Source organism: Granulicatella adiacens ATCC 49175 (genome assembly GCF_025150565.1).
Lineage (GTDB): Bacteria > Bacillota > Bacilli > Lactobacillales > Aerococcaceae > Granulicatella > Granulicatella adiacens.
In genome coordinates this window covers 122085-143122 of the sequence record NZ_CP102283.1, presented here as the reverse complement: position 1 = coordinate 143122, position 21038 = coordinate 122085, and the positions used below count along the sequence as shown (strand labels likewise).

The 21038-nt window shown below is 43.0% G+C and carries 17 protein-coding genes and 3 rRNA genes; 5 read left to right on the top strand and 15 right to left on the bottom strand.

What is annotated here, in order from left to right; translation table 11 throughout:
- Window positions 1–31 precede the first annotated feature (31 nt).
- Window positions 32–421: an acetyl-CoA carboxylase biotin carboxyl carrier protein subunit gene (locus tag NQ540_RS00745; RefSeq protein WP_005607868.1), complete on the bottom strand. Its 390-nt coding sequence runs from the start codon at window positions 419–421 to the stop codon at window positions 32–34.
- Between the two features lie 25 nt (window positions 422–446).
- The gene (locus tag NQ540_RS00740) at window positions 447–770 is read right to left on the bottom strand and encodes a hypothetical protein (protein WP_005607870.1); all 324 of its coding nucleotides are present in this window, start codon (window positions 768–770) and stop codon (window positions 447–449) included.
- A 330-nt stretch (window positions 771–1100) separates the two neighbouring features.
- On the opposite strand from NQ540_RS00740, the gene NQ540_RS00735 reads away from it, so the two are divergent.
- The 3 genes from NQ540_RS00735 to citG all read left to right on the top strand — a co-directional run bounded on the left by NQ540_RS00735 (window position 1101) and on the right by citG (window position 4123).
- Window positions 1101–2483 (top strand): CitMHS family transporter, encoded by a 1383-nt coding sequence (locus NQ540_RS00735; RefSeq protein ID WP_005607872.1) that lies wholly within the window; start codon window positions 1101–1103, stop codon window positions 2481–2483.
- A gap of 121 nt (window positions 2484–2604) precedes the next feature.
- Window positions 2605–3300: a GntR family transcriptional regulator gene (locus tag NQ540_RS00730; RefSeq protein ID WP_005607874.1), complete on the top strand. Its 696-nt coding sequence runs from the start codon at window positions 2605–2607 to the stop codon at window positions 3298–3300.
- A complete protein-coding gene (gene citG / locus NQ540_RS00725; protein WP_005607877.1) occupies window positions 3293–4123 on the top strand; it encodes a triphosphoribosyl-dephospho-CoA synthase CitG in 831 nt (276 codons plus the stop codon). The genes NQ540_RS00730 and citG overlap by 8 nt, the downstream gene beginning before the upstream one ends.
- 437 nt (window positions 4124–4560) lie before the next feature.
- Here citG and gltX read toward each other — a convergent pair whose 3' ends face one another.
- The 12 genes from gltX to NQ540_RS00665 all read right to left on the bottom strand — a co-directional run bounded on the left by gltX (window position 4561) and on the right by NQ540_RS00665 (window position 18287).
- A complete protein-coding gene (gltX, locus tag NQ540_RS00720) occupies window positions 4561–6036 on the bottom strand; it encodes a glutamate--tRNA ligase (protein WP_039849259.1) in 1476 nt (491 codons plus the stop codon).
- 69 nt (window positions 6037–6105) lie between these two features.
- Window positions 6106–6807 carry an O-methyltransferase gene (locus tag NQ540_RS00715; RefSeq protein WP_039849296.1) on the bottom strand — a complete coding sequence of 234 codons (702 nt, stop codon included), beginning with the start codon at window positions 6805–6807 and terminating at the stop codon, window positions 6106–6108.
- 13 nt (window positions 6808–6820) lie between these two features.
- Window positions 6821–8635, bottom strand: a complete 1815-nt coding sequence (locus tag NQ540_RS00710) for a DUF2207 domain-containing protein (RefSeq protein WP_005607889.1) — start codon at window positions 8633–8635, stop codon at window positions 6821–6823.
- 94 nt (window positions 8636–8729) lie between these two features.
- A complete protein-coding gene (locus NQ540_RS00705) occupies window positions 8730–9407 on the bottom strand; it encodes a DUF1129 domain-containing protein (protein WP_005607892.1) in 678 nt (225 codons plus the stop codon).
- Window positions 9408–9427: 20 nt separating this feature from the next.
- Complete coding sequence (gene ychF, locus NQ540_RS00700; protein WP_005607895.1) at window positions 9428–10528, bottom strand: redox-regulated ATPase YchF; 1101 nt, start codon at window positions 10526–10528, stop codon at window positions 9428–9430.
- Between the two features lie 16 nt (window positions 10529–10544).
- Window positions 10545–10754, bottom strand: a complete 210-nt coding sequence (locus tag NQ540_RS00695; RefSeq protein WP_005607897.1) for a DUF951 domain-containing protein — start codon at window positions 10752–10754, stop codon at window positions 10545–10547.
- Window positions 10755–10767: 13 nt separating this feature from the next.
- The gene (locus tag NQ540_RS00690; protein ID WP_005607900.1) at window positions 10768–11667 is read right to left on the bottom strand and encodes a ParB/RepB/Spo0J family partition protein; all 900 of its coding nucleotides are present in this window, start codon (window positions 11665–11667) and stop codon (window positions 10768–10770) included.
- Window positions 11660–12421, bottom strand: coding sequence for a ParA family protein (locus NQ540_RS00685; RefSeq protein ID WP_005607902.1), 762 nt, complete (start codon window positions 12419–12421; stop codon window positions 11660–11662). The genes NQ540_RS00690 and NQ540_RS00685 overlap by 8 nt, the downstream gene beginning before the upstream one ends.
- Window positions 12422–12592: 171 nt before the next feature.
- Window positions 12593–13276: a hypothetical protein gene (locus NQ540_RS00680; protein ID WP_005607905.1), complete on the bottom strand. Its 684-nt coding sequence runs from the start codon at window positions 13274–13276 to the stop codon at window positions 12593–12595.
- A gap of 128 nt (window positions 13277–13404) precedes the next feature.
- Window positions 13405–13520, bottom strand: a 5S ribosomal RNA gene (gene rrf, locus NQ540_RS00675).
- Window positions 13521–13598: 78 nt separating this feature from the next.
- Window positions 13599–16515 (bottom strand): 23S ribosomal RNA (locus NQ540_RS00670).
- A 222-nt stretch (window positions 16516–16737) separates the two neighbouring features.
- Window positions 16738–18287, bottom strand: a 16S ribosomal RNA gene (locus tag NQ540_RS00665).
- The 16S, 23S and 5S rRNA genes sit together here, the layout of an rRNA operon.
- A 340-nt stretch (window positions 18288–18627) precedes the next feature.
- Here NQ540_RS00665 and NQ540_RS00660 point away from each other — a divergent pair.
- Window positions 18628–19341 (top strand): pseudouridine synthase, encoded by a 714-nt coding sequence (locus tag NQ540_RS00660; protein WP_039849297.1) that lies wholly within the window; start codon window positions 18628–18630, stop codon window positions 19339–19341.
- A 187-nt stretch (window positions 19342–19528) separates the two neighbouring features.
- Window positions 19529–19897 carry an EXLDI protein gene (locus tag NQ540_RS00655; RefSeq protein WP_005607939.1) on the top strand — a complete coding sequence of 123 codons (369 nt, stop codon included), beginning with the start codon at window positions 19529–19531 and terminating at the stop codon, window positions 19895–19897.
- Between the two features lie 104 nt (window positions 19898–20001).
- Here the strand turns inward: NQ540_RS00655 and NQ540_RS00650 are convergent, their stop codons facing one another.
- The gene (locus tag NQ540_RS00650) at window positions 20002–20883 is read right to left on the bottom strand and encodes a DMT family transporter (protein WP_005607942.1); all 882 of its coding nucleotides are present in this window, start codon (window positions 20881–20883) and stop codon (window positions 20002–20004) included.
- Window positions 20884–21038: the final 155 nt, after the last annotated feature.

Here is a 21038-nt window from a genome sequence, read left to right as displayed (position 1 = left end):
CCACTGTTTCACTCCTTGAATTTCAATATAATTAGTTAATTGTAATTAAAGCGTCTCCTGGGTTTACCACTTGACCTTCTTTAACGTGAATTCCTGCTACAACCCCTGCTTTAGCTGCAACGATTTCGTTTTCCATTTTCATCGCTTCTAAAATCATTAATGGTTGGTTTTCAGTAACTGTATCCCCTACGTTTACAAGTACACGTAAGATATTTCCTGGCATTGGAGATGGCATTGCGTCTGCGCCTGCTGGTGTTGATGCTACAGGAGCTGCTGGAGCAGGTGCTGCTTCTACTGCAGGTGCTGCTGGAGCCGCTGGGGCTGCTGGTGCTACAGGAGCTACAGGAGCCACTGCGCCGATTTCTTCCATTTCTACTTGGTACTCTTGACCGTCTACTTTGATTTTGAATTTACGTAACATTTCGTAACATTCCTCCTAAAATAAATTATGATTTACGTTTTTGGTAGATTTCTTTAACAGCCCACTGACTATCATTTGATTCGCCTGCAGCAATTGCCGAAGCGATAACCGAGATAATCTTGGTTTCTGGGTTGCGTTTAAGGACGCGTTTACCCACAAATTGGCTTTCTGGGTAATCTGAGGCCGCAATCGCTGCCGCAATAATTGAGACGTGCTTAGCTTCTTCTGCTTCTACCGGTACAAAAGCTTCTAATTTTTCCCATTCCGATTGAGGGGATGCAGGCTGCGTTGATGCGTGTTCCGTTGCTTCAGAACTCTTTTTGCCAAATAATCGTTGGAGAATTCCCATTCCTTCACTCCCTTCCCAACATAATCTGCATAGAATTATTATACAGAAAACACTATCATTCCAGAAATATAAAATGGGGCTTTTCCTGTTCTTTTGGTGTTTTATTATAAATAGGATATAAGCATTATGTTCAATTTGTCACATCAAACTGTTTTTTTATTGTTTTTCGATATGAAAACACTATCTTTTTTATTAAATATTGTTTAAGATATCGCTATAAGTAAACGAATTCATTTTTGAGGTGACTTCGTGGAGAGCCCTTCAGGTTTTAGCGACTGAATGTTTCTCCTGCTATTATAAAAATTTTTTCAAAAAAGAAAGGAAGATATGATGGTTATCACAGTTGCAGCTTATGTAATGATGGCTATTTTCATGTACATTATCATGAAGAAAAAAATGTCACCATTCACAGCTTTAGTATTAATTCCATTAATTTTCGCAATTATTTTAGTTGCTACAGGTCAAGTACAAGACGTTAACATCGGTACATTAATTCGCCAAGGGTTATTCGGAAATAACTCAAAAGATAAATTAACAGCGATGAAAGGAACTGCTGAAACAGGGGTTATGCTTCTATTCGCGATCCTTTACTTCTCTACAATGTTAGACGCTGGATTATTCGATCCAATTACTAACAAAATGATTCGCTTCGCTAAAGGCGATCCAATGAAAGTATTGATGGCTACTTCTATCGTAGCTGCTGCCGTATCATTAAACGGTGACGGAACTACAACTACATTAATCTGCTGCTCAGCTTTCGTGCCAATTTACAAAAAATTAGACATGAAATTAATGAACTTAGGGGTTCTTGTTATCTTACAAAACACAATCATGAACTTATTACCATGGGGCGGACCTACTGCTCGTGCAATGTCAGTTCTTGGTGTAGAAGCAGATATCCTAGGTTACTTAGCACCAGGGATGGTTCTTTCAGCACTTTACGTAATCTTCGTTGTAGCTCGCTCAATGGGTAAAAAAGAACGTGCTCGTTTAGGAATTCAAGAATTAACAGATGCTGAATTAGACGAATTAACAACTATTTCTGATCCTGAAGTATTAGAAAAACGTCGTCCACAAAACTTCTTAATCAACGCAATCATGACAATCGTATTAATCGGTTGGTTAGTTGCAGGTTCATTCATCGATGCAATCGAAGTGAAACCAGTTGTATTATTCTTAGTTGGTACAGGTTTAGCCTTAATGATCAACTATCCAGACTTAAAAGCTCAATCTAAACGTATTGGGGACAACGCTGGGGACGCTGTACAAGTAGTATTACTAGTATTTGCTGCCGGAGTATTCATGGGATTATTCCAAGGAACTGGAATGGCAACTGCTTTAACTGAAAGTATCGTTCGTGTAATCCCTAAAGAATTAGCAGGCTTCTGGTCATTAATCATCGCGATTATCTCAGTACCTGGTACATTCTTCTTAACAAACGACGGATTCTACTATGGAGTATTAATTCCATTCGCTGAAGTTGGACGTCAATACGGATTCACTGATATGCAAATGGCATTAGCTTCATTAATGGGTCAAGCATTCCACTTATTAAGCCCATTAGTAGCGTTCATCTACTTACTATTACGTCTAACAGGATTAGACATGGGTGAATGGCAAAAAGAATCAGCTAAATACGCAGCTGTTATCTTCGTAATCTTCGTTGTAACAATCGTATTAATGGGTCACATGCCATTATATATCGCACAATAATTCAAAACGAATTTGTGAAAAAGACTTGTTCAGGCCCAGCCTAACAAGTCTTTTTTGTGCATTTTTCATTCTTTTCGTTTATACTATTTCTGATGCATAGAACAAATTCAAGGAGGCTATTATGTCAGCAGTCATTCAAGCAGTTAAAAAGAATTTAGACATTACTCAAAATAAACCTCTCAAAATTTCACTTTACGAAGCATTTCGTAAAACGATTATTTTAGGGGAGATTCCTGCCGGCACAAGAATTAACGAAAAAGAGTTTTCGACTGAGTTAAATATCAGCAGAACTCCTATTCGATACGCCTTAAATGAATTAACGAAAGAATTGTTAGTAGAACACATTCCTAAAATTGGCGTTATTGTAAAAGGAATTTCTATCAAAGACGCCCATGAAATCTTTGAAATTAGAAAGTCCCTCGACACCTTAGCAACCATTAATGCTATGAAGCTCATGACGAAGAAAGATTTCGAAGAGCTCGCAGCCATCTTAGAAGAGTGCGATAAACTAAATGCTGAAGATAAAGTAGATGAAGTACTCGCTAACTTCACAACCTTTAATGACTTCATTTACGAAAAATGTCAAATGACTCGTCTAAAAGAAATCGTTAACGAACTCCGTACTTACGTGATATACTTCCGTGACTTATCGATTCGTTCATCCGAACGCCGCACAAAAGCGCTGAACGAACACAAACTCATCTATCGCGGAATGCTTAACAAAGATGTGGAACAAATCACACTCATTACACATGAGCACTTAGACCGTTCATTGAAATTTATCCTAAAACAAATGGAGACATTACACATTGATTAATCCTGAGTTTTTAGCACAATCGGCAACGGACGCCCTTCTTCAAGAAGTGAATCTCGCGCCAAAACCAGGGCTCGTCGATCCAATTTCCACCGGCGCTCATAAGGACATGACAAAGGACACCTTCTACAAAAGTATCGAAGCGCTCCGTCCTTTTTTACTCGCCTACGCCGAAGCAGGAAGCCGCCACAACGGCACTCCACTCGACTTATTTAACGAGCTCCGCGCTCTTGGAAAACAAGCCGAAGACGCGATGATGGCTGCCACAAACCATATCAACACCCATAAAGGAGCCAACTTCTCCTTTGCCCTGGTTTTAGGTGCCACCGCTCATACAAAAGGCAACATTCCAGAAGCTTTGCACTACTGCCATCTCATGACGCGCCATCTCATTGAAGTGGATTTTGCCAATCTCGACCAAAAAGAAAACCTCTCTTACGGGGAGAAACTTTATGTCGAACACGGCATCACAGGCATTCGAGGCGAAGCAGCAACAGGCTATCCAAGCCTTGCAAAAGCCCTCGACTATTACAACACACTGAACACGCATACTCCTCGTCACCGTGACTTACTCCTGCTCCTCTACCTCATGACATTCGTAGAAGACGGAAACCTCATTCACCGAGGCGGAATCGAAGCGTATAAACAAGTCCAACAAGAGGCCAAACTCCTCTTTGACGAAGCCCAAACGATCTCAGAAGAAGAGCTTGTCTCCAAATTAGAAGACTACGACAATGTCCTTATCGATCGCAACTTGAGCCCTGGAGGCAGCGCAGACCTACTCTCACTCACCTTCTTCTGTCACAAAATACAACAAAACGGATGAACCCTCATCCGTTTTTTCTTTGCCCTTTTTCCGCCCCAGCATTTTCCCTATCTGCGTCCATTACTAGCACACACTTCATATCCTCCTCTTCCCGGCGCCAGAGAACGTAGCATGCACACTCCCGTTGCACTCTCTTATTCAAGAAAGGATTAACCTTTTTATTTATTCTTTCACCCTTCGGACTGATATTCGGAAAAATCTCGGATTCTATAATAGCAGTAATGGGGAATCGTATTAAATGCGAATTAAAGGGAGTTAGGAATTTATTCCTTACTCCCTTTTTGAGGCTTTAAAGGTGAGAGACCATAGGCTCGAACCGGTACCCCATTACCGCTATTATGAAGATATCCGAAGATTTTGGAGAATATCGGGCCAAAGGCCCATTTTTTTAAATAAAAAGAGTTAACGCAGTTTGCGTTAACCCTTTCTGTCAGCTTTTATTTAATAAGAGCAAGTGCAGCTTGGATATGTGCAATGCTGCGTTCTCTTCCAAGCAACTCAATCGTCTTACCGATAGCCGGCCCGTGTGTTTGTCCGCTCGTTGCCACACGAATTGGCATAAACAAGTTTTTACCCTTCACGCCAGTTTCCTTTTGAACCTCTTTAATGGCTGCCAAAATACTCGGCTCATCGAATGTTTCCATCGCTTCTAATTTAGACATAAAAGCATTCAATACTGTTGGAACAGTTTCACCTTGAAGCACTTCTTTCGCTTCGTCATTTTCCACTTCGAAATCTTTTCTGAAGAATAATGTTGATAAAGCAACGATTTCATTCATGTAGCTCATTTGGTCGTGGTACAGAGCCACTAATTTCACTAACCATGCATGTTCTTCAGGAGAAACTTTTTCCGCTACGATTCCCGCTTTTTTCAATTGAGCAATCGCCATTTCAGCCACTTCTTCTAATGGAGTTTTCTTCACGTATGTGTTGTTAATCCATTCTAATTTCTTCGGATCGAAGGCTGCTGGTGATTTACCAAGACGTTTTTCGTCGAAGATTTCGATGAATTCTTCACGGCTGAAGATTTCATGTTCACCTTGAGGAGACCATCCTAGAAGCGCGATAAAGTTGAACATCGCTTCTGGCAAGTACCCTAAGTCTTTATATTGTTCGATGAATTGTAGAATTGATTCATCACGTTTCGATAATTTCTTACCTGTTTCTGTATTAATGATTAATGTCATATGTCCAAAACGTGGTGGTTCCCAACCGAATGCTTCGTAAATCATTAATTGTTTTGGAGTGTTGGCAATATGGTCATCTCCACGTAAAACGTGAGTGATTTCCATAAAGTGGTCATCCACTGCTACTGCGAAGTTGTATGTTGGCATTCCGTCACGTTTTAAGATAACGAAGTCTCCACCGACGCTTGTAGACTCGAATGAGATTTCGCCTTTAACGATATCGTCAAAAGCATACGTTCCAGTCTTTGGAACGCGGAAACGAACAACAGGAGTGCGTCCTTCTGCTTCAAAAGCGTCACGTTGCTCTTGTGTTAAGTGAGCGTGTTGCCCGCTGTAGTGAGGCATTTCGCCACGAGCACGTTGCGCTTCACGTTCTGCTTCCAATTCTTCCTCTGTCATATAGCATTTATACGCTTTGTCTTCAGCAATTAATTGCTCGATGAGTGGATTATAAATATGTTCACGTTCTGATTGACGGTAAGGACCGTATTTACCAGGTTTGTCTGGACCTTCATCCCAATCCATTCCAAGCCAAGTTAAGTTTTCTAATTGGCTTTCTTCTCCGTGTTCAAGATTTCTCTTGCGGTCAGTATCCTCGATACGGATGATGAACTCTCCACCATAATGTCTCGCGAATAAATAGTTAAATAGGGCTGTACGAGCATTCCCGATGTGCAAGTGCCCCGTTGGACTTGGTGCATAACGTACACGCACTTTATCTGTCATTGTAAAACTTCCTTTCTTTGTCATTCTTACTTATTGTAAAACTTTTCAAGTTATATTTCCATGATTAATTTACAAGTCTTCTAAAATATATTTAAAATCTTTTTCTTCCATTTTTTGAATCATAATAATCCCATCCCCTAAAGGAAGTAAGGTTGATTTTAAGGTTGGATCGCTTTGCACTAAATCAAGGAACATGTTGAGACGGCGATGAATTTTGCGCACACGTCTTGGACGATCCATCACATCCTCTAAAATCGTTCCTCCTTGGAAAATATCATCCACCACTAGCACGCCGCCAACTTCTAGCACGTCCATGCAATATGGGAAGAACTCAATATATTTTGCTTTGGCACTATCCATAAAGAGAAAGTCATATTTTCCTTGTTCAAGCGTCGGTAAAATATCAGCCGCATCGCCTTCCAATTGGGTGATTCGGTCGGCTAAACCTAATTTCTCAAAGTTTGCTTTGGCACGGCTATACATTAACTCATAGCGGTCAATGGTCGTGACTTTTGCTTGTGGTGAAGCTGTTGCCATTAAACTCGCTGAGAATCCAACGGCTGTCCCAATTTCTAAAATATTCTTTGGTTGGAAAAGTCCAACTATAAAATCTAGGAAAACAGCTGTTTCATGAGGAATAATGGGAATTCCTAATTCATTAGCCGTATTTTCTAATTCGCCTAAGCCCCCCGGAAAACGGCGTTGACTAGTGCGCATGTACTCGACCAGTTCCGGTTTGACAACAGGTCTGTGCATCATTTCGTTTAACATAAATTCTCCTTCGTTAGAATCCGCCACCGCCGGATCCTCCACCACTACCGCCGCTCGATCCGCCAGAGAATCCTCCGCCGAACCCACCAGAGTTGCTACCTCCATTCACATAAGAGCTAGAACTGTTGTATGAGCTTGAGAAGGCACTATTAAAGTCCTCAATAGGATAATAAATCGTTCCTGTTTGACTTGAATAGAACACACTGTCTGGTAGTTGGTCTGGTATTAATTTCTTCAACACTTTAATCACGTGTTCCGCTACGCCTAAAGAAATGGCATAAACTAAGAAGTGATCCCACAGTTGAATACTTGGTAAATCTTCAATTCTCTTCATTGGAGAGAGATCTTTCAGCATTTGTTTAAAGGCTTGCCATTGACGGTAACGATACTCTCCTTCAAGCGTACGTCTCTTCGCTGCTGCTCCACCTCCGATTAATGTCAGAGGAATGAAAACAAGGGCAAAGATAAACGTAAGGGCAGCTAATACTGGGTTCTTACTTAAAAGGCTCAACCCGAAAGTGGCTGCGACAAGTAGGAATACAAAACAACCTGCAAAATAGTTTCTCGCTTCTGGTTCTCCTTTTGTAAAACGGTCCACACGATGTTTTTCTGCAGCCGTATCGACCGCATTCAACCAACTAGTGGCTGCATTATAATACGCTTTCGGATGATCTTCAGCGTATTCTTTAATATCTTTTAGGTAGATGGTATCATCTCCGCCACCCACGTCTTCAAAGAGCAATTTCACTGCTAATTTCTCGTGACGAAGAAGTTTCGATACATCTCCAACGAGTTTAATTTCATGTGGTTGTGTTTCCGACAAGGTTAAAATCTTCTTGCGGACTAAATCCATGACCGTTGCACTTAAATCTTTCATTGTACTCTTGCCATAAATCGCTTTGTTCATAATAGCCGGAGTAATATCTTCAGGAATTTCAAAGAGATGATCTGGAACGTGAGGAACTTTTTGCAGTCTCTTACGGTTAGCAATAAAGCCTTTAACCCATGCAAAGATTAAGTTCACAACCATCAGAATCCACCCTATATACACACCGATGGACCCTAGCGTCTTCATACCTTCTTCTTGTTGCACCAATTTTTCTTCTTGCGCCACAATATCATCAAAGGCTTTTCGATTCACTACATTGGTATTTCCTGGAGTCAATGTTTGTGGGAAAATCATATGCACTTCAACGAAATCCCCACTCTTATTAGAAGGAGCTGTGAAGGTCACCGACTTGTAATCATCGGCAATTTTTACATTCCCGTTTTGGCCAGCCCCATGTCCCCAGGCACGAAGCGTTTCTTTAGACGCATTTCCTGGAAGGTTAACCTTGACGGTGATGTTTTCTTGGTCGATTTCCCACTGTGTACCAACGACTTTACGGTTTAATTCCGCTGTATCCTCATAATTAGTAATTAATTTTGGAATCGTATATTGGAAGGTAATGGTTCTTCTCGAATTCGAAAACGGTGTGAAGACTTTAAATTTTAATTTATCCCCTTCATGAGTAAGCTGATAGGTACCACTCGTTCCTGTCGAATTTTGAGGCATTTCTACCGCTCCAGAACCCGTCTCCAAAAAGGCAGTGACATCCGTTGGTTCTCTAAACCCTGAGTAGTCTAAGTTATAGAACACTCCATTATAAGAACCATCTGCCTGAAACGTAATTTTTTCTTGAAACTGAACATCGCCGTTTTCTAAAATATTCACAGTGATATCGTACTTGTCTACTTTTAAGCTACGAGCATCGACACTCGAGCTAAATCCAAAAAAGGCCACTAATCCTAATAAAAACGTAATGATGTAACGTATTTTTCGATTCATGTTTTCACCTCTAAACTGTCAAAAAAAGTGTGAAATCACTGCGGGATTGTCCACGAAGGAACTTCGCCATCATCTCACACTTGTTTGTACTCTCTTACATTACTGATCCAACAATATTCAATTTTTTCTTCAAATAGAATTTAGCCGCTAATGCTGCCGCTCCAATGAGTAAGTACCATTCATAACTCATTACAAGATTGATGGCATTTGGAATGAAGGATTGGCTGGCTACGACTAAGAGTAACCAAGCGACCATCGCCACTGTACTTACTACTAAGTAACGAATGTATCCACGTTGACCTTTTGGATTGTCAAATTTAGGAGCATTTTTCGAAATAGCTAACATTACAAAAGCGCCTGCGATGAAGTTGATGATTAATGTTAATAATCCCATTGGTTGTGACCCTGAGTCTGGATTTAACATCAACATCACCCCTGTAACAAGAGCGAATAATCCGCCTACTAATAAACCACCATCTAAAGCGATTTGCCAATCTGGAGATTTTGCATCTGGATCTTTAGCAGGTCCTTCAACAATCGCATGCACGCGTTCTGTTACCGTTCCGAATAGTTGACGTGCAGTCACCCCTGATTTTTGATGTTCGATGATTTGAGGAAGCATAAGGGCTAATTCTTTCTCGATTTGTGCCCCTTCAAATCCTGCTTCTTTTAATGCGCGTTCTAATTGATAGATATATTGTTCATTTTTACTTGTTAATTTTGCTTTTTGAGCGTCTACTGACACTACTTCTTGTACGTTTTGTTCTGACATACTACAATCCTCCGTTATCCTTACACATTAAATCTAAAGAGCATTACGTCGCCGTCTTGCACGACATATTCTTTACCTTCTTGACGAACTTTTCCGTTCTCTTTTGCAGCTGTCATACTACCGTATTCAAGTAAGTCTGCATACGCAACCGTTTCGGCACGGATGAATCCACGTTCGAAATCGGAGTGGATGATTCCCGCACATTGCGGAGCTTTCATGCCACGGCGGAATGTCCACGCACGTACTTCTTGTTCCCCAGCTGTAAAGTAAGTCGCCAAGCCTAATAAGTGATACGCTTTTTGGATTAAGATGTCTAATCCAGAAACTTCAATTCCCATCTCTTCTAAGAAGGCTTGTTTTTCTTCTTCCTCAAGTTCTGCCACTTCTTCTTCAATTTTCGCACAGATAACAACGACTTCTGCATCTTCTTTGGCAGCATAATCTTCCACTAATTGCACGTATTGATTATGGCCACCTTCCATCACGTCATCTTCGGAGATGTTTGCGATGTACAGCATTGGTTTCGTTGTTAAAAGGAATAAGCCTTTCACGATTGGAAGTTCTTCATCTGTGAATTCAATCGTACGCGCTAATTGACCTTCTTCTAACACCGGTTTGATTTTTTCTAAGACAGCAAGTTCTGCAACCGCGTCTTTATCTTTTGTTTTCGCAATTTTTGCCACACGAGCAATACGTTTGTCCACTGATTCAAGGTCGGCCAACACTAACTCTAGGTTGATTGTTTCGATGTCGGCGATTGGGTCTACTTTCCCAGCCACGTGTGTAATATTTTCGTCTTCAAAACAACGAACCACTTGGCAAATCGCGTCTACTTGACGGATGTGGCTTAGGAATTTGTTTCCAAGACCTTCCCCACGGCTTGCCCCTTTAACGATCCCCGCGATATCTGTAAATTCAAAGGTCGTCGGAACAGTCTTCTTAGGTTTAACTAATTCCGTTAATTTTTGTAAACGAAGGTCTGGCACTTCTACCACTCCCACGTTTGGGTCAATCGTCGCAAACGGATAGTTCGCTGCTTCGACCCCTGCTTTTGTAATTGCATTAAATAATGTTGACTTTCCAACGTTTGGTAAGCCGACGATTCCAGCTGTTAAGGCCATTTGTCACACTCTTTCTTTATTTGTTTTCTTCGGCAACAGAAATCGTCACCTTTTTCATCTTCTTCTCGAATTCCCGCCTTGGCATTAGGACCATTTGACCACAGTGATCACACTTGATACGAATGTCCATTCCCATACGGATGATTTCCCAGGAATTCGTTTGGCACGCATGCGGTTTTTTCATTTCCACATGATCGTGTAGTTGATACGTTGTTCCTGCTTTCATAAAGACTCCTTTATTAATCGTCTAATTCGATTTCTAATACTTCTAAAATACGGGTTAAATCTTTTTGAGAAAGATACTCGATTTCGATTTTACCACGTTCGCCTTTTTCAACGATTTGCACGCTAGTTCCGAATTTATCCATTAAACGTTCTTCTGATTCAACGATATACATGGATTTTTTCGGTTTTTGGATTTTTTTCGTTGTTTTCTTAACAGGTTCATTGATGGATTGGACTAAAGTTTCTAAGTCGCGTACCGTTAGATTTTCTTTCACGGCCTTTTTAGCCACCGCCCCAATTTTCGTTTGGTCTTTTAATCCAAGAAGCGTACGTGCATGCCCTGCTGAAAGAGACCCATTTTGTACGAGTTCTTGGACTGCAGCTGGCAAGGTTAGTAATCGTAAGAAATTCGCCACGTATGAACGGCTCTTCCCTACTCGGCTCGCTACTTCTTCTTGTTTTAATTTCAATGAATCCATTAATGTACGATACGCCATCGCTTCATCTAAAGGCTTCAAGTTTTCGCGTTGTAAGTTTTCAACCACTGCGATTTGAATCATTGTTTCTTCTGAGTAGTCACGTACGATGGCTGGAATCGTTTCTTTCTCAGCTAATTTAGACGCGCGCAGACGACGTTCCCCAGCAACTAATTCATATCCTTTAATTTTAGATTTGCGAACGATAATCGGTTGGAAAACTCCATTTTGGCGAATCGATTCCGCAAGTTCTGCTAATCCTTCCTCATCAAAGTCTTTACGCGGCTGATAAGGATTTGGACGAATTTCTGATACAGCAATCTGTTGAATTTGCTCGGTTTCTTGTACTTGTTCTAAGGCATCAAGGGTATCTAAGTCATTCATAAACAACGCGTCGATTCCACGTCCAAGGCCTTTTCCTTTTTGATTTTTACTCATGTGCCAACACTTCCTTTGCTAACTCCATGTATACTTCCGCTCCTCTAGAACGTGGGTCATAGTCCACAATCGCTTGCCCGTAACTTGGTGCTTCAGACAGACGGACGTTTCGAGGGATAATCGTTTTATAGACTTTCTCACGGAAATACTTAATCACATCCTCTTTGACTTCATTCCCTAAATTCGTACGCGCATCGTACATCGTTAGGAGAACGCCCTCAATCTTCAAATGAGGATTAAAATGCTTGCGAACCATCGTGATGGTGTTCATGAGTTGCGACAACCCTTCCAACGCATAATATTCGCACTGCACTGGAATTAATACCGTATCACTAGCGGTAAAAGCATTCATTGTTAAATGTCCCAGTGAAGGAGGACAGTCGATAAAGATATAATCATAATCGTCTTTAATCTTCTTCACAGCCTCTTTCAAACGTTGCTCACGACGCGGTTGACTCGTTAACTCGATTTCTGCACCTGCTAACTGAATCGTCGAAGGGGCAATCATCAAGTTTTCACGACTCGTCGGAACAATCACGTCCGCCATCGGTACTTGGTTGACTAAAACATCATATACATCTTGTTCAAGTTCCCCTTTTTGTACGCCAAGACCGCTCGTTGCGTTCCCCTGAGGGTCACTATCAATAATTAATACTTTTTTGCCATTGACCGCCAACGCAGCCGCTAAACTTACAGTTGAAGTCGTCTTCCCAACTCCACCTTTCTGATTGGCAACGGATATTACACGTCCCATACTCTTCCTCCATGTTTCTTGTTCTAAAAAAGGGAGAATGCAAGCATTCTCCCTCTCGCATGTCTACAAAATGTTCTTCATTTCTCGCAATATTTTGTTCTTTTCTATTGTAACAAAAAAGTGCCTTTTTTTGTAGTCATACCGGTTTATTTTACGAAAAAAGCTCTGCCCTTACTGAGGCAAAGCTTTCTTTTGTTGTTCATTGAATTGTAAGTACGCAATCGTATATTCTTTGCGGGTTTGCTCGCCTTCATCGACAACTGTAATCTCCACATTTGTGATAAGATTTCCAGCGGCATCGGTCTTGATTTTCAACTCCACTTTCGACGTATCATTCGTCGCAATTCCTAGCACTGACGTTAATGCCTTACGAATCGTTTCATCGTCTCCAGAATAGGATTTTTCATAACTTTGCCACCCCTTCGTCCAAGGAACGAGTTGATGGATTTCTTTTGTAAATTGAATCAGTTTTGTATACGGAAATACGACCGTATTTTGTAAACTGGAAGTCGCTGTAATGGTTTGTTCCCATTTATCTTGATAATAGCGAATAAAGCCAATATTCGCATCAGCAATCACTTCGAGTTGATTCGTCACTTTCCCGGAAGTCTTATCGATTTTAGAACCGTATCCCGTACCATCTTTCCAAGCGCTCGCACTGGCAATGGTTTGGGCGGAAGGAGTTTTCGTCCCTTCTTTATAGTCCGATTGCTTTACGGTAATATGATAATTTGCAATCGAGTCAGCAGAAGTGACTACTTGTTCTTGCACTGCTTCAGTCGATAAACTCTTCCCGCAAGCCGTCAAAATGAATAGAAACGCTATAATCATCGTGCTTTTAATCCATTTCATCATTCTACCTCCTCCTTTATCATCCGTTTCATTATAGCAAACTTCCTCTTAAAATTCCTATAAAACAAAATGGCTTTAACATAAAAATCTCTACAAAATAAGCTGGGCACAAGGCCCAGCTTACACAGTTTGCGTGGCAACGTCCTACCCTCGCAGGGAGAAACCCCCAACTACTATCGGCGCTAAGAAGCTTAACTTCTGTGTTCGAGATGGGAACAGGTGTATCCTTCTTGCCATCGTCACCACACTTTATTTCTGAAAAAACTTTCGTTCTTTCAAAACTGAATCTATATCCAACGCCATCAATCTACCAGCTATACAACTCGTGGTTAAGTCCTCGACCGATTAGTACTAGTCCGCTCCATGCCTCGCGGCACTTCCACTTCTAGCCTATCTACCTGATCTTCTCTCAGGGGTCTTACTCACTGAATGTGATGGGAAATCTCATCTCGAGGGGGGCTTCACGCTTAGATGCTTTCAGCGTTTATCCCGTCCACACATAGCTACCCAGCGATGCTCTTGGCAGAACAACTGGTACACCAGCGGTGTGTCCATCCCGGTCCTCTCGTACTAAGGACAGCTCCTCTCAAATTTCCAACGCCCGCGACGGATAGGGACCGAACTGTCTCACGACGTTCTGAACCCAGCTCGCGTACCGCTTTAATGGGCGAACAGCCCAACCCTTGGGACCGACTTCAGCCCCAGGATGCGATGAGCCGACATCGAGGTGCCAAACCTCCCCGTCGATGTGAACTCTTGGGGGAGATAAGCCTGTTATCCCCAGGGTAGCTTTTATCCGTTGAGCGATGGCCCTTCCATACGGTACCACCGGATCACTAAGCCCGACTTTCGTCCCTGCTCGACTTGTAGGTCTCGCAGTCAAGCTCCCTTCTGCCTTTACACTCTTCGAATGATTTCCAACCATTCTGAGGGAACCTTTGGGCGCCTCCGTTACACTTTAGGAGGCGACCGCCCCAGTCAAACTGCCCGTCTGACACTGTCTCCCACCCCGGTAAGGGGTGCGGGTTAGAGTGGTCATGTCACAAGGGTAGTATCCCACCGTTGCCTCCTCCGAAACTGGCGTCCCGGATTCTTCAGCTCCTACCTATCCTGTACATGTGACACAAACACTCAATATCAAACTACAGTAAAGCTCCATGGGGTCTTTCCGTCCTGTCGCGGGTAACCTGCATCTTCACAGGTACTATAATTTCACCGAGTCTCTCGTTGAGACAGTGCCCAGATCGTTACGCCTTTCGTGCGGGTCGGAACTTACCCGACAAGGAATTTCGCTACCTTAGGACCGTTATAGTTACGGCCGCCGTTTACTGGGGCTTCAATTCAAAGCTTCGCTTGCGCTAACCTCTCCTCTTAACCTTCCAGCACCGGGCAGGCGTCAGCCCCTATACGTCATCTTTCGATTTTGCAGAGACCTGTGTTTTTGATAAACAGTCGCCTGGGCCTATTCACTGCGGCTGGTATTGCTACCAGCACCCCTTCTCCCGAAGTTACGGGGTCATTTTGCCGAGTTCCTTAACGAGAGTTCGCTCGCTCACCTTAGGATTCTCTCCTCAACTACCTGTGTCGGTTTGCGGTACGGGTCCTATAAATCTTGCTAGAAGCTTTTCTCGGCAGTGTGACATCAGAAACTTCGGTACTAAACTTCCCTCCCCGTTACAGCTTGTCGCATCTGTGATAAGCATTTGACTCATCAGCCGACTCACTGCTTGGGCGTACACTTCCAGTCGTACGCTTTTCTTAGCCTCCTGCGTCCCTCCATTGCTCAAACGATTTATAGAAGTACAGGAATATCAACCTGTTGTCCATCGACTACGCCTATCGGCCTCGCCTTAGGTCCCGACTAACCCTGGGAGGACGAGCCTTCCCCAGGAAACCTTAGTTATTCGGTGGACGGGATTCTCACCCGTCTTTCGCTACTCATACCGGCATTCTCACTTCTAAGCGCTCCACATGTCCTTACGATCATGCTTCACCGCCCTTAGAACGCTCTCCTACCACTGGACCATAAGGTCCAATCCACAGCTTCGGTAATCTGTTTAGCCCCGTTACATTTTCGGCGCAGGGTCACTCGACTAGTGAGCTATTACGCACTCTTTGAATGATGGCTGCTTCTAAGCCAACATCCTAGTTGTCTGTGCAACCCCACATCCTTTTCCACTTAACAGATATTTTGGGACCTTAGCTGGTGGTCTGGGCTGTTTCCCTTTCGACTACGGATCTTATCACTCGCAGTCTGACTCCCGGATATAAATACATGGCATTCGGAGTTTATCTGAATTCGGTAACCCGAGATGGGCCCCTAGTCCAAACAGTGCTCTACCTCCACGATTCTCACTTCCGAGGCTAGCCCTAAAGCTATTTCGGAGAGAACCAGCTATCTCCAAGTTCGATTGGAATTTCTCCGCTACCCACACCTCATCCAAGCACTTTTCAACGTGCCCTGGTTCGGTCCTCCAGTGCGTTTTACCGCACCTTCAACCTGGACATGGGTAGATCACTTGGTTTCGGGTCTACGTCCACATACTTCATGCGCCCTATTCAGACTCGCTTTCGCTACGGCTCCGACTCTTCATCTTAACCTCGCATGTAAACGTAACTCGCCGGTTCATTCTACAAAAGGCACGCCATCACCCATTAACGGGCTCTGACTACTTGTAAGCACACGGTTTCAGGTACTCTTTCACTCCCCTCCCGGGGTTCTTTTCACCTTTCCCTCACGGTACTGGTTCACTATCGGTCACTAGGTAGTATTTAGCCTTGCCAGATGGTCCTGGCGGATTCCGACGGGATTCCTCGTGTCCCGCCGTACTCAGGATGCTAGTAGAGTTCGTCAAGATGTCGCGTACAGGATTGTCACCTTCTGTGATGGGCCTTTCCAGACCACTTCTGCTATCTTGATGTCTTCTCACGTTCTAGTCCTACAACCCCAACAAGCAAGCTCGTTGGTTTGGGCTCCTCCCGTTTCGCTCGCCGCTACTCAGGGAATCGATTTTTCTTTCTCTTCCTGCAGGTAATGAGATGTTTCAGTTCCCTGCGTGTACCTCCTAATGAGCTATGTATTCACTCATTGGTAACACCCTATGAAAGGTGCTGGGTTCCCCCATTCGGAAATCTTTGGATCTTAGCTTACTTACAGCTCCCCAAAGCATATCGGTGTTAGTTCCGTCCTTCTTCGGCTCCTAGTACCAAGGCATCCACCGTGCGCCCTTATTCACTTAACCGTTGGTTAAATGTCGCATAGCGTTGCGTTTTGTTAAAAAACTCTTTTCGTTAGATCTTACTCTAACTCTCGGTAAATTAATTGGTTATTTGTTGTGATATAGTATTCAGTTTTCAAAGAACAAAATTGAGAGATGAACCTCTCAAAACTAAACAAAGAAGTCTAAACCCTGTAGGGTTCCGTATTACCTTCAATACCTTACGGCACTGAGGTTTATCCTTAGAAAGGAGGTGATCCAGCCGCACCTTCCGATACGGCTACCTTGTTACGACTTCACCCCAATCATCTATCCCACCTTAGGCGGCTGGCTCCAAATGGTTACCTCACCGACTTTGGGTGTTACAAACTCTCGTGGTGTGACGGGCGGTGTGTACAAGACCCGGGAACGTATTCACCGCGGCGTGCTGATCCGCGATTACTAGCGATTCCGGCTTCATGTAGGCGAGTTGCAGCCTACAATCCGAACTGAGAATGGCTTTAAGAGATTCGCTTACCCTCGCGAGTTCGCTGCTCGTTGTACCATCCATTGTAGCACGTGTGTAGCCCAAGTCATAAGGGGCATGATGATTTGACGTCATCCCCACCTTCCTCCGGTTTGTCACCGGCAGTCTCACTAGAGTGCCCAACCGAATGCTGGCAACTAGTAATAAGGGTTGCGCTCGTTGCGGGACTTAACCCAACATCTCACGACACGAGCTGACGACAACCATGCACCACCTGTCACTTTGTCCCCGAAGGGAAAGCTCTATCTCTAGAGTGGTCAAAGGATGTCAAGACTTGGTAAGGTTCTTCGCGTTGCTTCGAATTAAACCACATGCTCCACCGCTTGTGCGGGTCCCCGTCAATTCCTTTGAGTTTCAACCTTGCGGTCGTACTCCCCAGGCGGAGTGCTTAATGCGTTAACTGCAGCACTGAAGGGCGGAAACCCTCCAACACTTAGCACTCATCGTTTACGGCGTGGACTACCAGGGTATCTAATCCTGTTTGCTACCCACGCTTTCGAGCCTCAGCGTCAGTTACAGACCAGAGAGTCGCCTTCGCCACTGGTGTTCCTCCATATATCTACGCATTTCACCGCTACACATGGAATTCCACTCTCCTCTTCTGCACTCAAGTTCCCCAGTTTCCAATGACCCTCCCCGGTTGAGCCGGGGGCTTTCACATCAGACTTAAGGAACCGCCTGCGCTCGCTTTACGCCCAATAAATCCGGACAACGCTTGCCACCTACGTATTACCGCGGCTGCTGGCACGTAGTTAGCCGTGGCTTTCTGGTTAGATACCGTCAAGGCGCTAACAGTTACTCTAGCACTTGTTCTTCTCTAACAACAGAGTTTTACGATCCGAAAACCTTCTTCACTCACGCGGCGTTGCTCCGTCAGACTTGCGTCCATTGCGGAAGATTCCCTACTGCTGCCTCCCGTAGGAGTTTGGGCCGTGTCTCAGTCCCAATGTGGCCGATCACCCTCTCAGGTCGGCTATGCATCACGGCCTTGGTGAGCCGTTACCTCACCAACTAGCTAATGCACCGCGGGTCCATCCATCAGCAGAAGCTTGCGCCTCTTTTCCTCTTCAAGCCATGCGGCTCGAAGACCTATGCGGTTTTAGCATCCGTTTCCGGATGTTATCCCCCTCTGATGGGCAGGTTACCCACGTGTTACTCACCCGTTCGCCACTAGATTGACCAGTGCAAGCACCGGTCGCTCTCGTTCGACTTGCATGTATTAGGCACGCCGCCAGCGTTCGTCCTGAGCCAGGATCAAACTCTCATGAAAATTTGAATTTTCATAAGCTTTGAAAGCTCATTTTAATTACTGACTTATTGTATCTCTTTAAGAGATAAGAAATTGTTGTTTCTTCATTCAATTGAATGAAGTCCCTACACATTTGGTTCGTCTTCTTTGTTCAGTTTTCAAAGGTCAATCGTTGTTTTGCAACAACTTTGATATCATATCACGCGTTAATTTTCTTTGCAAGAAATATGATTCGATGTTTTTTAACATCTTGCGCGACAACGTTTAATAATTTATCACAGGATGAAAGAGACGTCAACGAATAACTACTCGATTTTTGAAAAAAATTGTATAATCGAGAAAACGACTGCAAGGAGGGCCTATGAGACTCGAACATTTATTAATGAAACATCTGGTGCTGAGCCGCCGAGAAATGAAGAAACTCATCAAGAACGAAGCGGTTCTGATCGACGGGATTCCGGCCACTCACGTTAGTAATAATGTCGATGCAACCCTGCAAGTCATCACGGTGAACGGGACGCGGATTCATGACGATAGCCAGAAGTACTATATGCTAAATAAACCTCAAGGCCTTATCTCCGCTACGACCGATAAAGAACATACGACGGTTATCGACCTCTTCGCAAATGAGAACGTTGAAGGCCTCTACCCGCTCGGACGACTTGACGGGGATACCGAAGGACTGCTGCTCGTGACCAATAATGGTCCGCTGGGTTACCGCATGCTGAACCCCGACCAACATATCGAGAAGGAATATTATGTAGAAGTCAACGGTCCACTTGACAATGATGCCGTAGAAACCTTCAAACGTGGTGTCACCTTCCACGGTGGGTATCAATGTAAACCTAGCATGCTTACGATTATCGAAAGTAGCGACAACTTGGGCCGTGCGACCGTCACCATTTCTGAAGGGAAATTCCATCAAGTGAAGAAGATGTTCCTGTGCGTCGGTGTGAAAGTGACGTATCTTAAACGCATTCGCTTTGGAGAGTTTGTGTTAGATGAATCGCTGGCTCCTGGGGAATACCGAGAACTAAACGAAGCAGAACTCCAACTTGTAAAGACGTATTTCTAAAAAAGCAAAATATAACATATAAGTTACGTAACTTATATGTTACATTTCGGTTGTTCAACAATGAGAATTCTTCTTGCTCTGTCAAACGCACTCTCTCACAGTCATAAAGAGATAGACATCACTCGTAAAAAGTGGTTTAATAAAAGTAACAGCATTCCATACAGTTGAACATTTTGGAGGTAAGGTTATGGATTATGAAGTCATTAAACTTAACGTTTCAAATGATAAAATTCGAGAATATAAGCAATTCGAGGGATTAAAATTATTTTCTACTATTATAAAATCACAAGATGAACGGACTCTGACGAATAAAAGAATTTACGTTACGAAAAAGAACAACTATGTTTATTACGAACGAACCGATACGAATTGGAATTTTTGGTCAAACCCCAAAAATCATCAGTCTTCGTTCATACCTGATGAAGAAAATCACCGCATTCTCTTCGAAGTCGCACCTGATTTAAGTGCATTCTCTAAGTATTTGGGGGAAGAACTGATTCGAAAAATCCAGATCAAACAACAGAATGGTGAAATCATCGAAAAATTAGATATTTAATGACAGTGGATTCACAAATACGGATACTCCCGTATAATCCACTGAACTTGTTTAAATACAAAAAAGCTCGCCTGCACAACGCAAGCGAGCTTTTCTACTCTATTTCACTCTTCAATACCATAGTGCGAAGAATACCATGCTCCTATGGCCATCAATATTAATGCAATAAAATAAGTGACTTCTGGTATCTGACCAAAGATGAGAATCGACAAGAATGCTGCAATGAATGGAGAAACCGCATAATAAGCACTAGTTCTCGCCGCCCCAAGAAGTCGTTGCGCATGGACATAAAAATAAATACTTAGTCCATAAGACACAATCCCTACTGCCATAACCGCAATGACGCTCCAAAGATTCATCAATCTCTCCCCAATCACTAAACCAATCACGATAGAGCCAGTTCCCGAAAATATCCCCTTTAATAAGACGATTTCTAACGGATCGCACAAAGAAAGTTTTCTGGTGCAATTATTTTCCAACCCCCAGAAAACAGCAGCCAATAATACGAATAAAGAGCCATAGGAAAACTCTAGACTCGTAACATCTTCAAAAGACAAAATAACGCTAGAAAGGGTTACGAAAAAAATTCCCATCCATAAACGTTTACTGATACGTTCACTAAAAATGACTAATGCAATCAGCGCAGTCGCAACAATCTCAAAATTATTTAACAAAGAGACATTCGCAGCAGTTGTTGCGTTTAACCCTATCAACATACAAATTGGCGCTGCTATATCTAACAATATCATAGCGACTATATACGGCATTTCCGCTTTGCTGAGATGAATCTCAGTGGTTTCCACTTGTCTCGCTTTTCTTGAAACCGCAATTAAGCTCATTCCAATCCCCGCACCTAAATATAAAAATCCTGCCATTAATGTCGGCGGCATTTCATTTAATAATATTTTTGAAAAAGGAGAACTCATCGCATATAATACTGCAGCAAGTATCGCCATCATAATCCCTTTCCGCATCTCTTGCTTCATCTACTCACCTCTTGAAATCTAACAGAATATACTGTATATTTTGTACACTATCGAACACTTTGTATCGTAATTATATAGAATTATATTTTTTCAAAACAACAGTCAATTTAGTATTTCTGTAAGATAACGAACATTTTAAATAAATTGTACGGAGG

Coding starts and splice junctions, on each gene's coding strand:
- NQ540_RS00745 (WP_005607868.1), bottom strand. CDS start 421: ATGTTACGTAAATTCAAAATCAAAGTAGACGGTCAAGAGTACCAAGTA.
- NQ540_RS00740 (WP_005607870.1), bottom strand. CDS start 770: ATGGGAATTCTCCAACGATTATTTGGCAAAAAGAGTTCTGAAGCAACG.
- NQ540_RS00735 (WP_005607872.1), top strand. CDS start 1,101: ATGGTTATCACAGTTGCAGCTTATGTAATGATGGCTATTTTCATGTAC.
- NQ540_RS00730 (WP_005607874.1), top strand. CDS start 2,605: ATGTCAGCAGTCATTCAAGCAGTTAAAAAGAATTTAGACATTACTCAA.
- gltX (WP_039849259.1), bottom strand. CDS start 6,036: ATGACAGATAAAGTGCGTGTACGTTATGCACCAAGTCCAACGGGGCAC.
- NQ540_RS00715 (WP_039849296.1), bottom strand. CDS start 6,807: ATGTTAAACGAAATGATGCACAGACCTGTTGTCAAACCGGAACTGGTC.
- NQ540_RS00710 (WP_005607889.1), bottom strand. CDS start 8,635: ATGAATCGAAAAATACGTTACATCATTACGTTTTTATTAGGATTAGTG.
- NQ540_RS00705 (WP_005607892.1), bottom strand. CDS start 9,407: ATGTCAGAACAAAACGTACAAGAAGTAGTGTCAGTAGACGCTCAAAAA.
- ychF (WP_005607895.1), bottom strand. CDS start 10,528: ATGGCCTTAACAGCTGGAATCGTCGGCTTACCAAACGTTGGAAAGTCA.
- NQ540_RS00695 (WP_005607897.1), bottom strand. CDS start 10,754: ATGAAAGCAGGAACAACGTATCAACTACACGATCATGTGGAAATGAAA.
- NQ540_RS00690 (WP_005607900.1), bottom strand. CDS start 11,667: ATGAGTAAAAATCAAAAAGGAAAAGGCCTTGGACGTGGAATCGACGCG.
- NQ540_RS00685 (WP_005607902.1), bottom strand. CDS start 12,421: ATGGGACGTGTAATATCCGTTGCCAATCAGAAAGGTGGAGTTGGGAAG.
- NQ540_RS00680 (WP_005607905.1), bottom strand. CDS start 13,276: ATGATGAAATGGATTAAAAGCACGATGATTATAGCGTTTCTATTCATT.
- NQ540_RS00660 (WP_039849297.1), top strand. CDS start 18,628: ATGAGACTCGAACATTTATTAATGAAACATCTGGTGCTGAGCCGCCGA.
- NQ540_RS00655 (WP_005607939.1), top strand. CDS start 19,529: ATGGATTATGAAGTCATTAAACTTAACGTTTCAAATGATAAAATTCGA.
- NQ540_RS00650 (WP_005607942.1), bottom strand. CDS start 20,883: ATGAAGCAAGAGATGCGGAAAGGGATTATGATGGCGATACTTGCTGCA.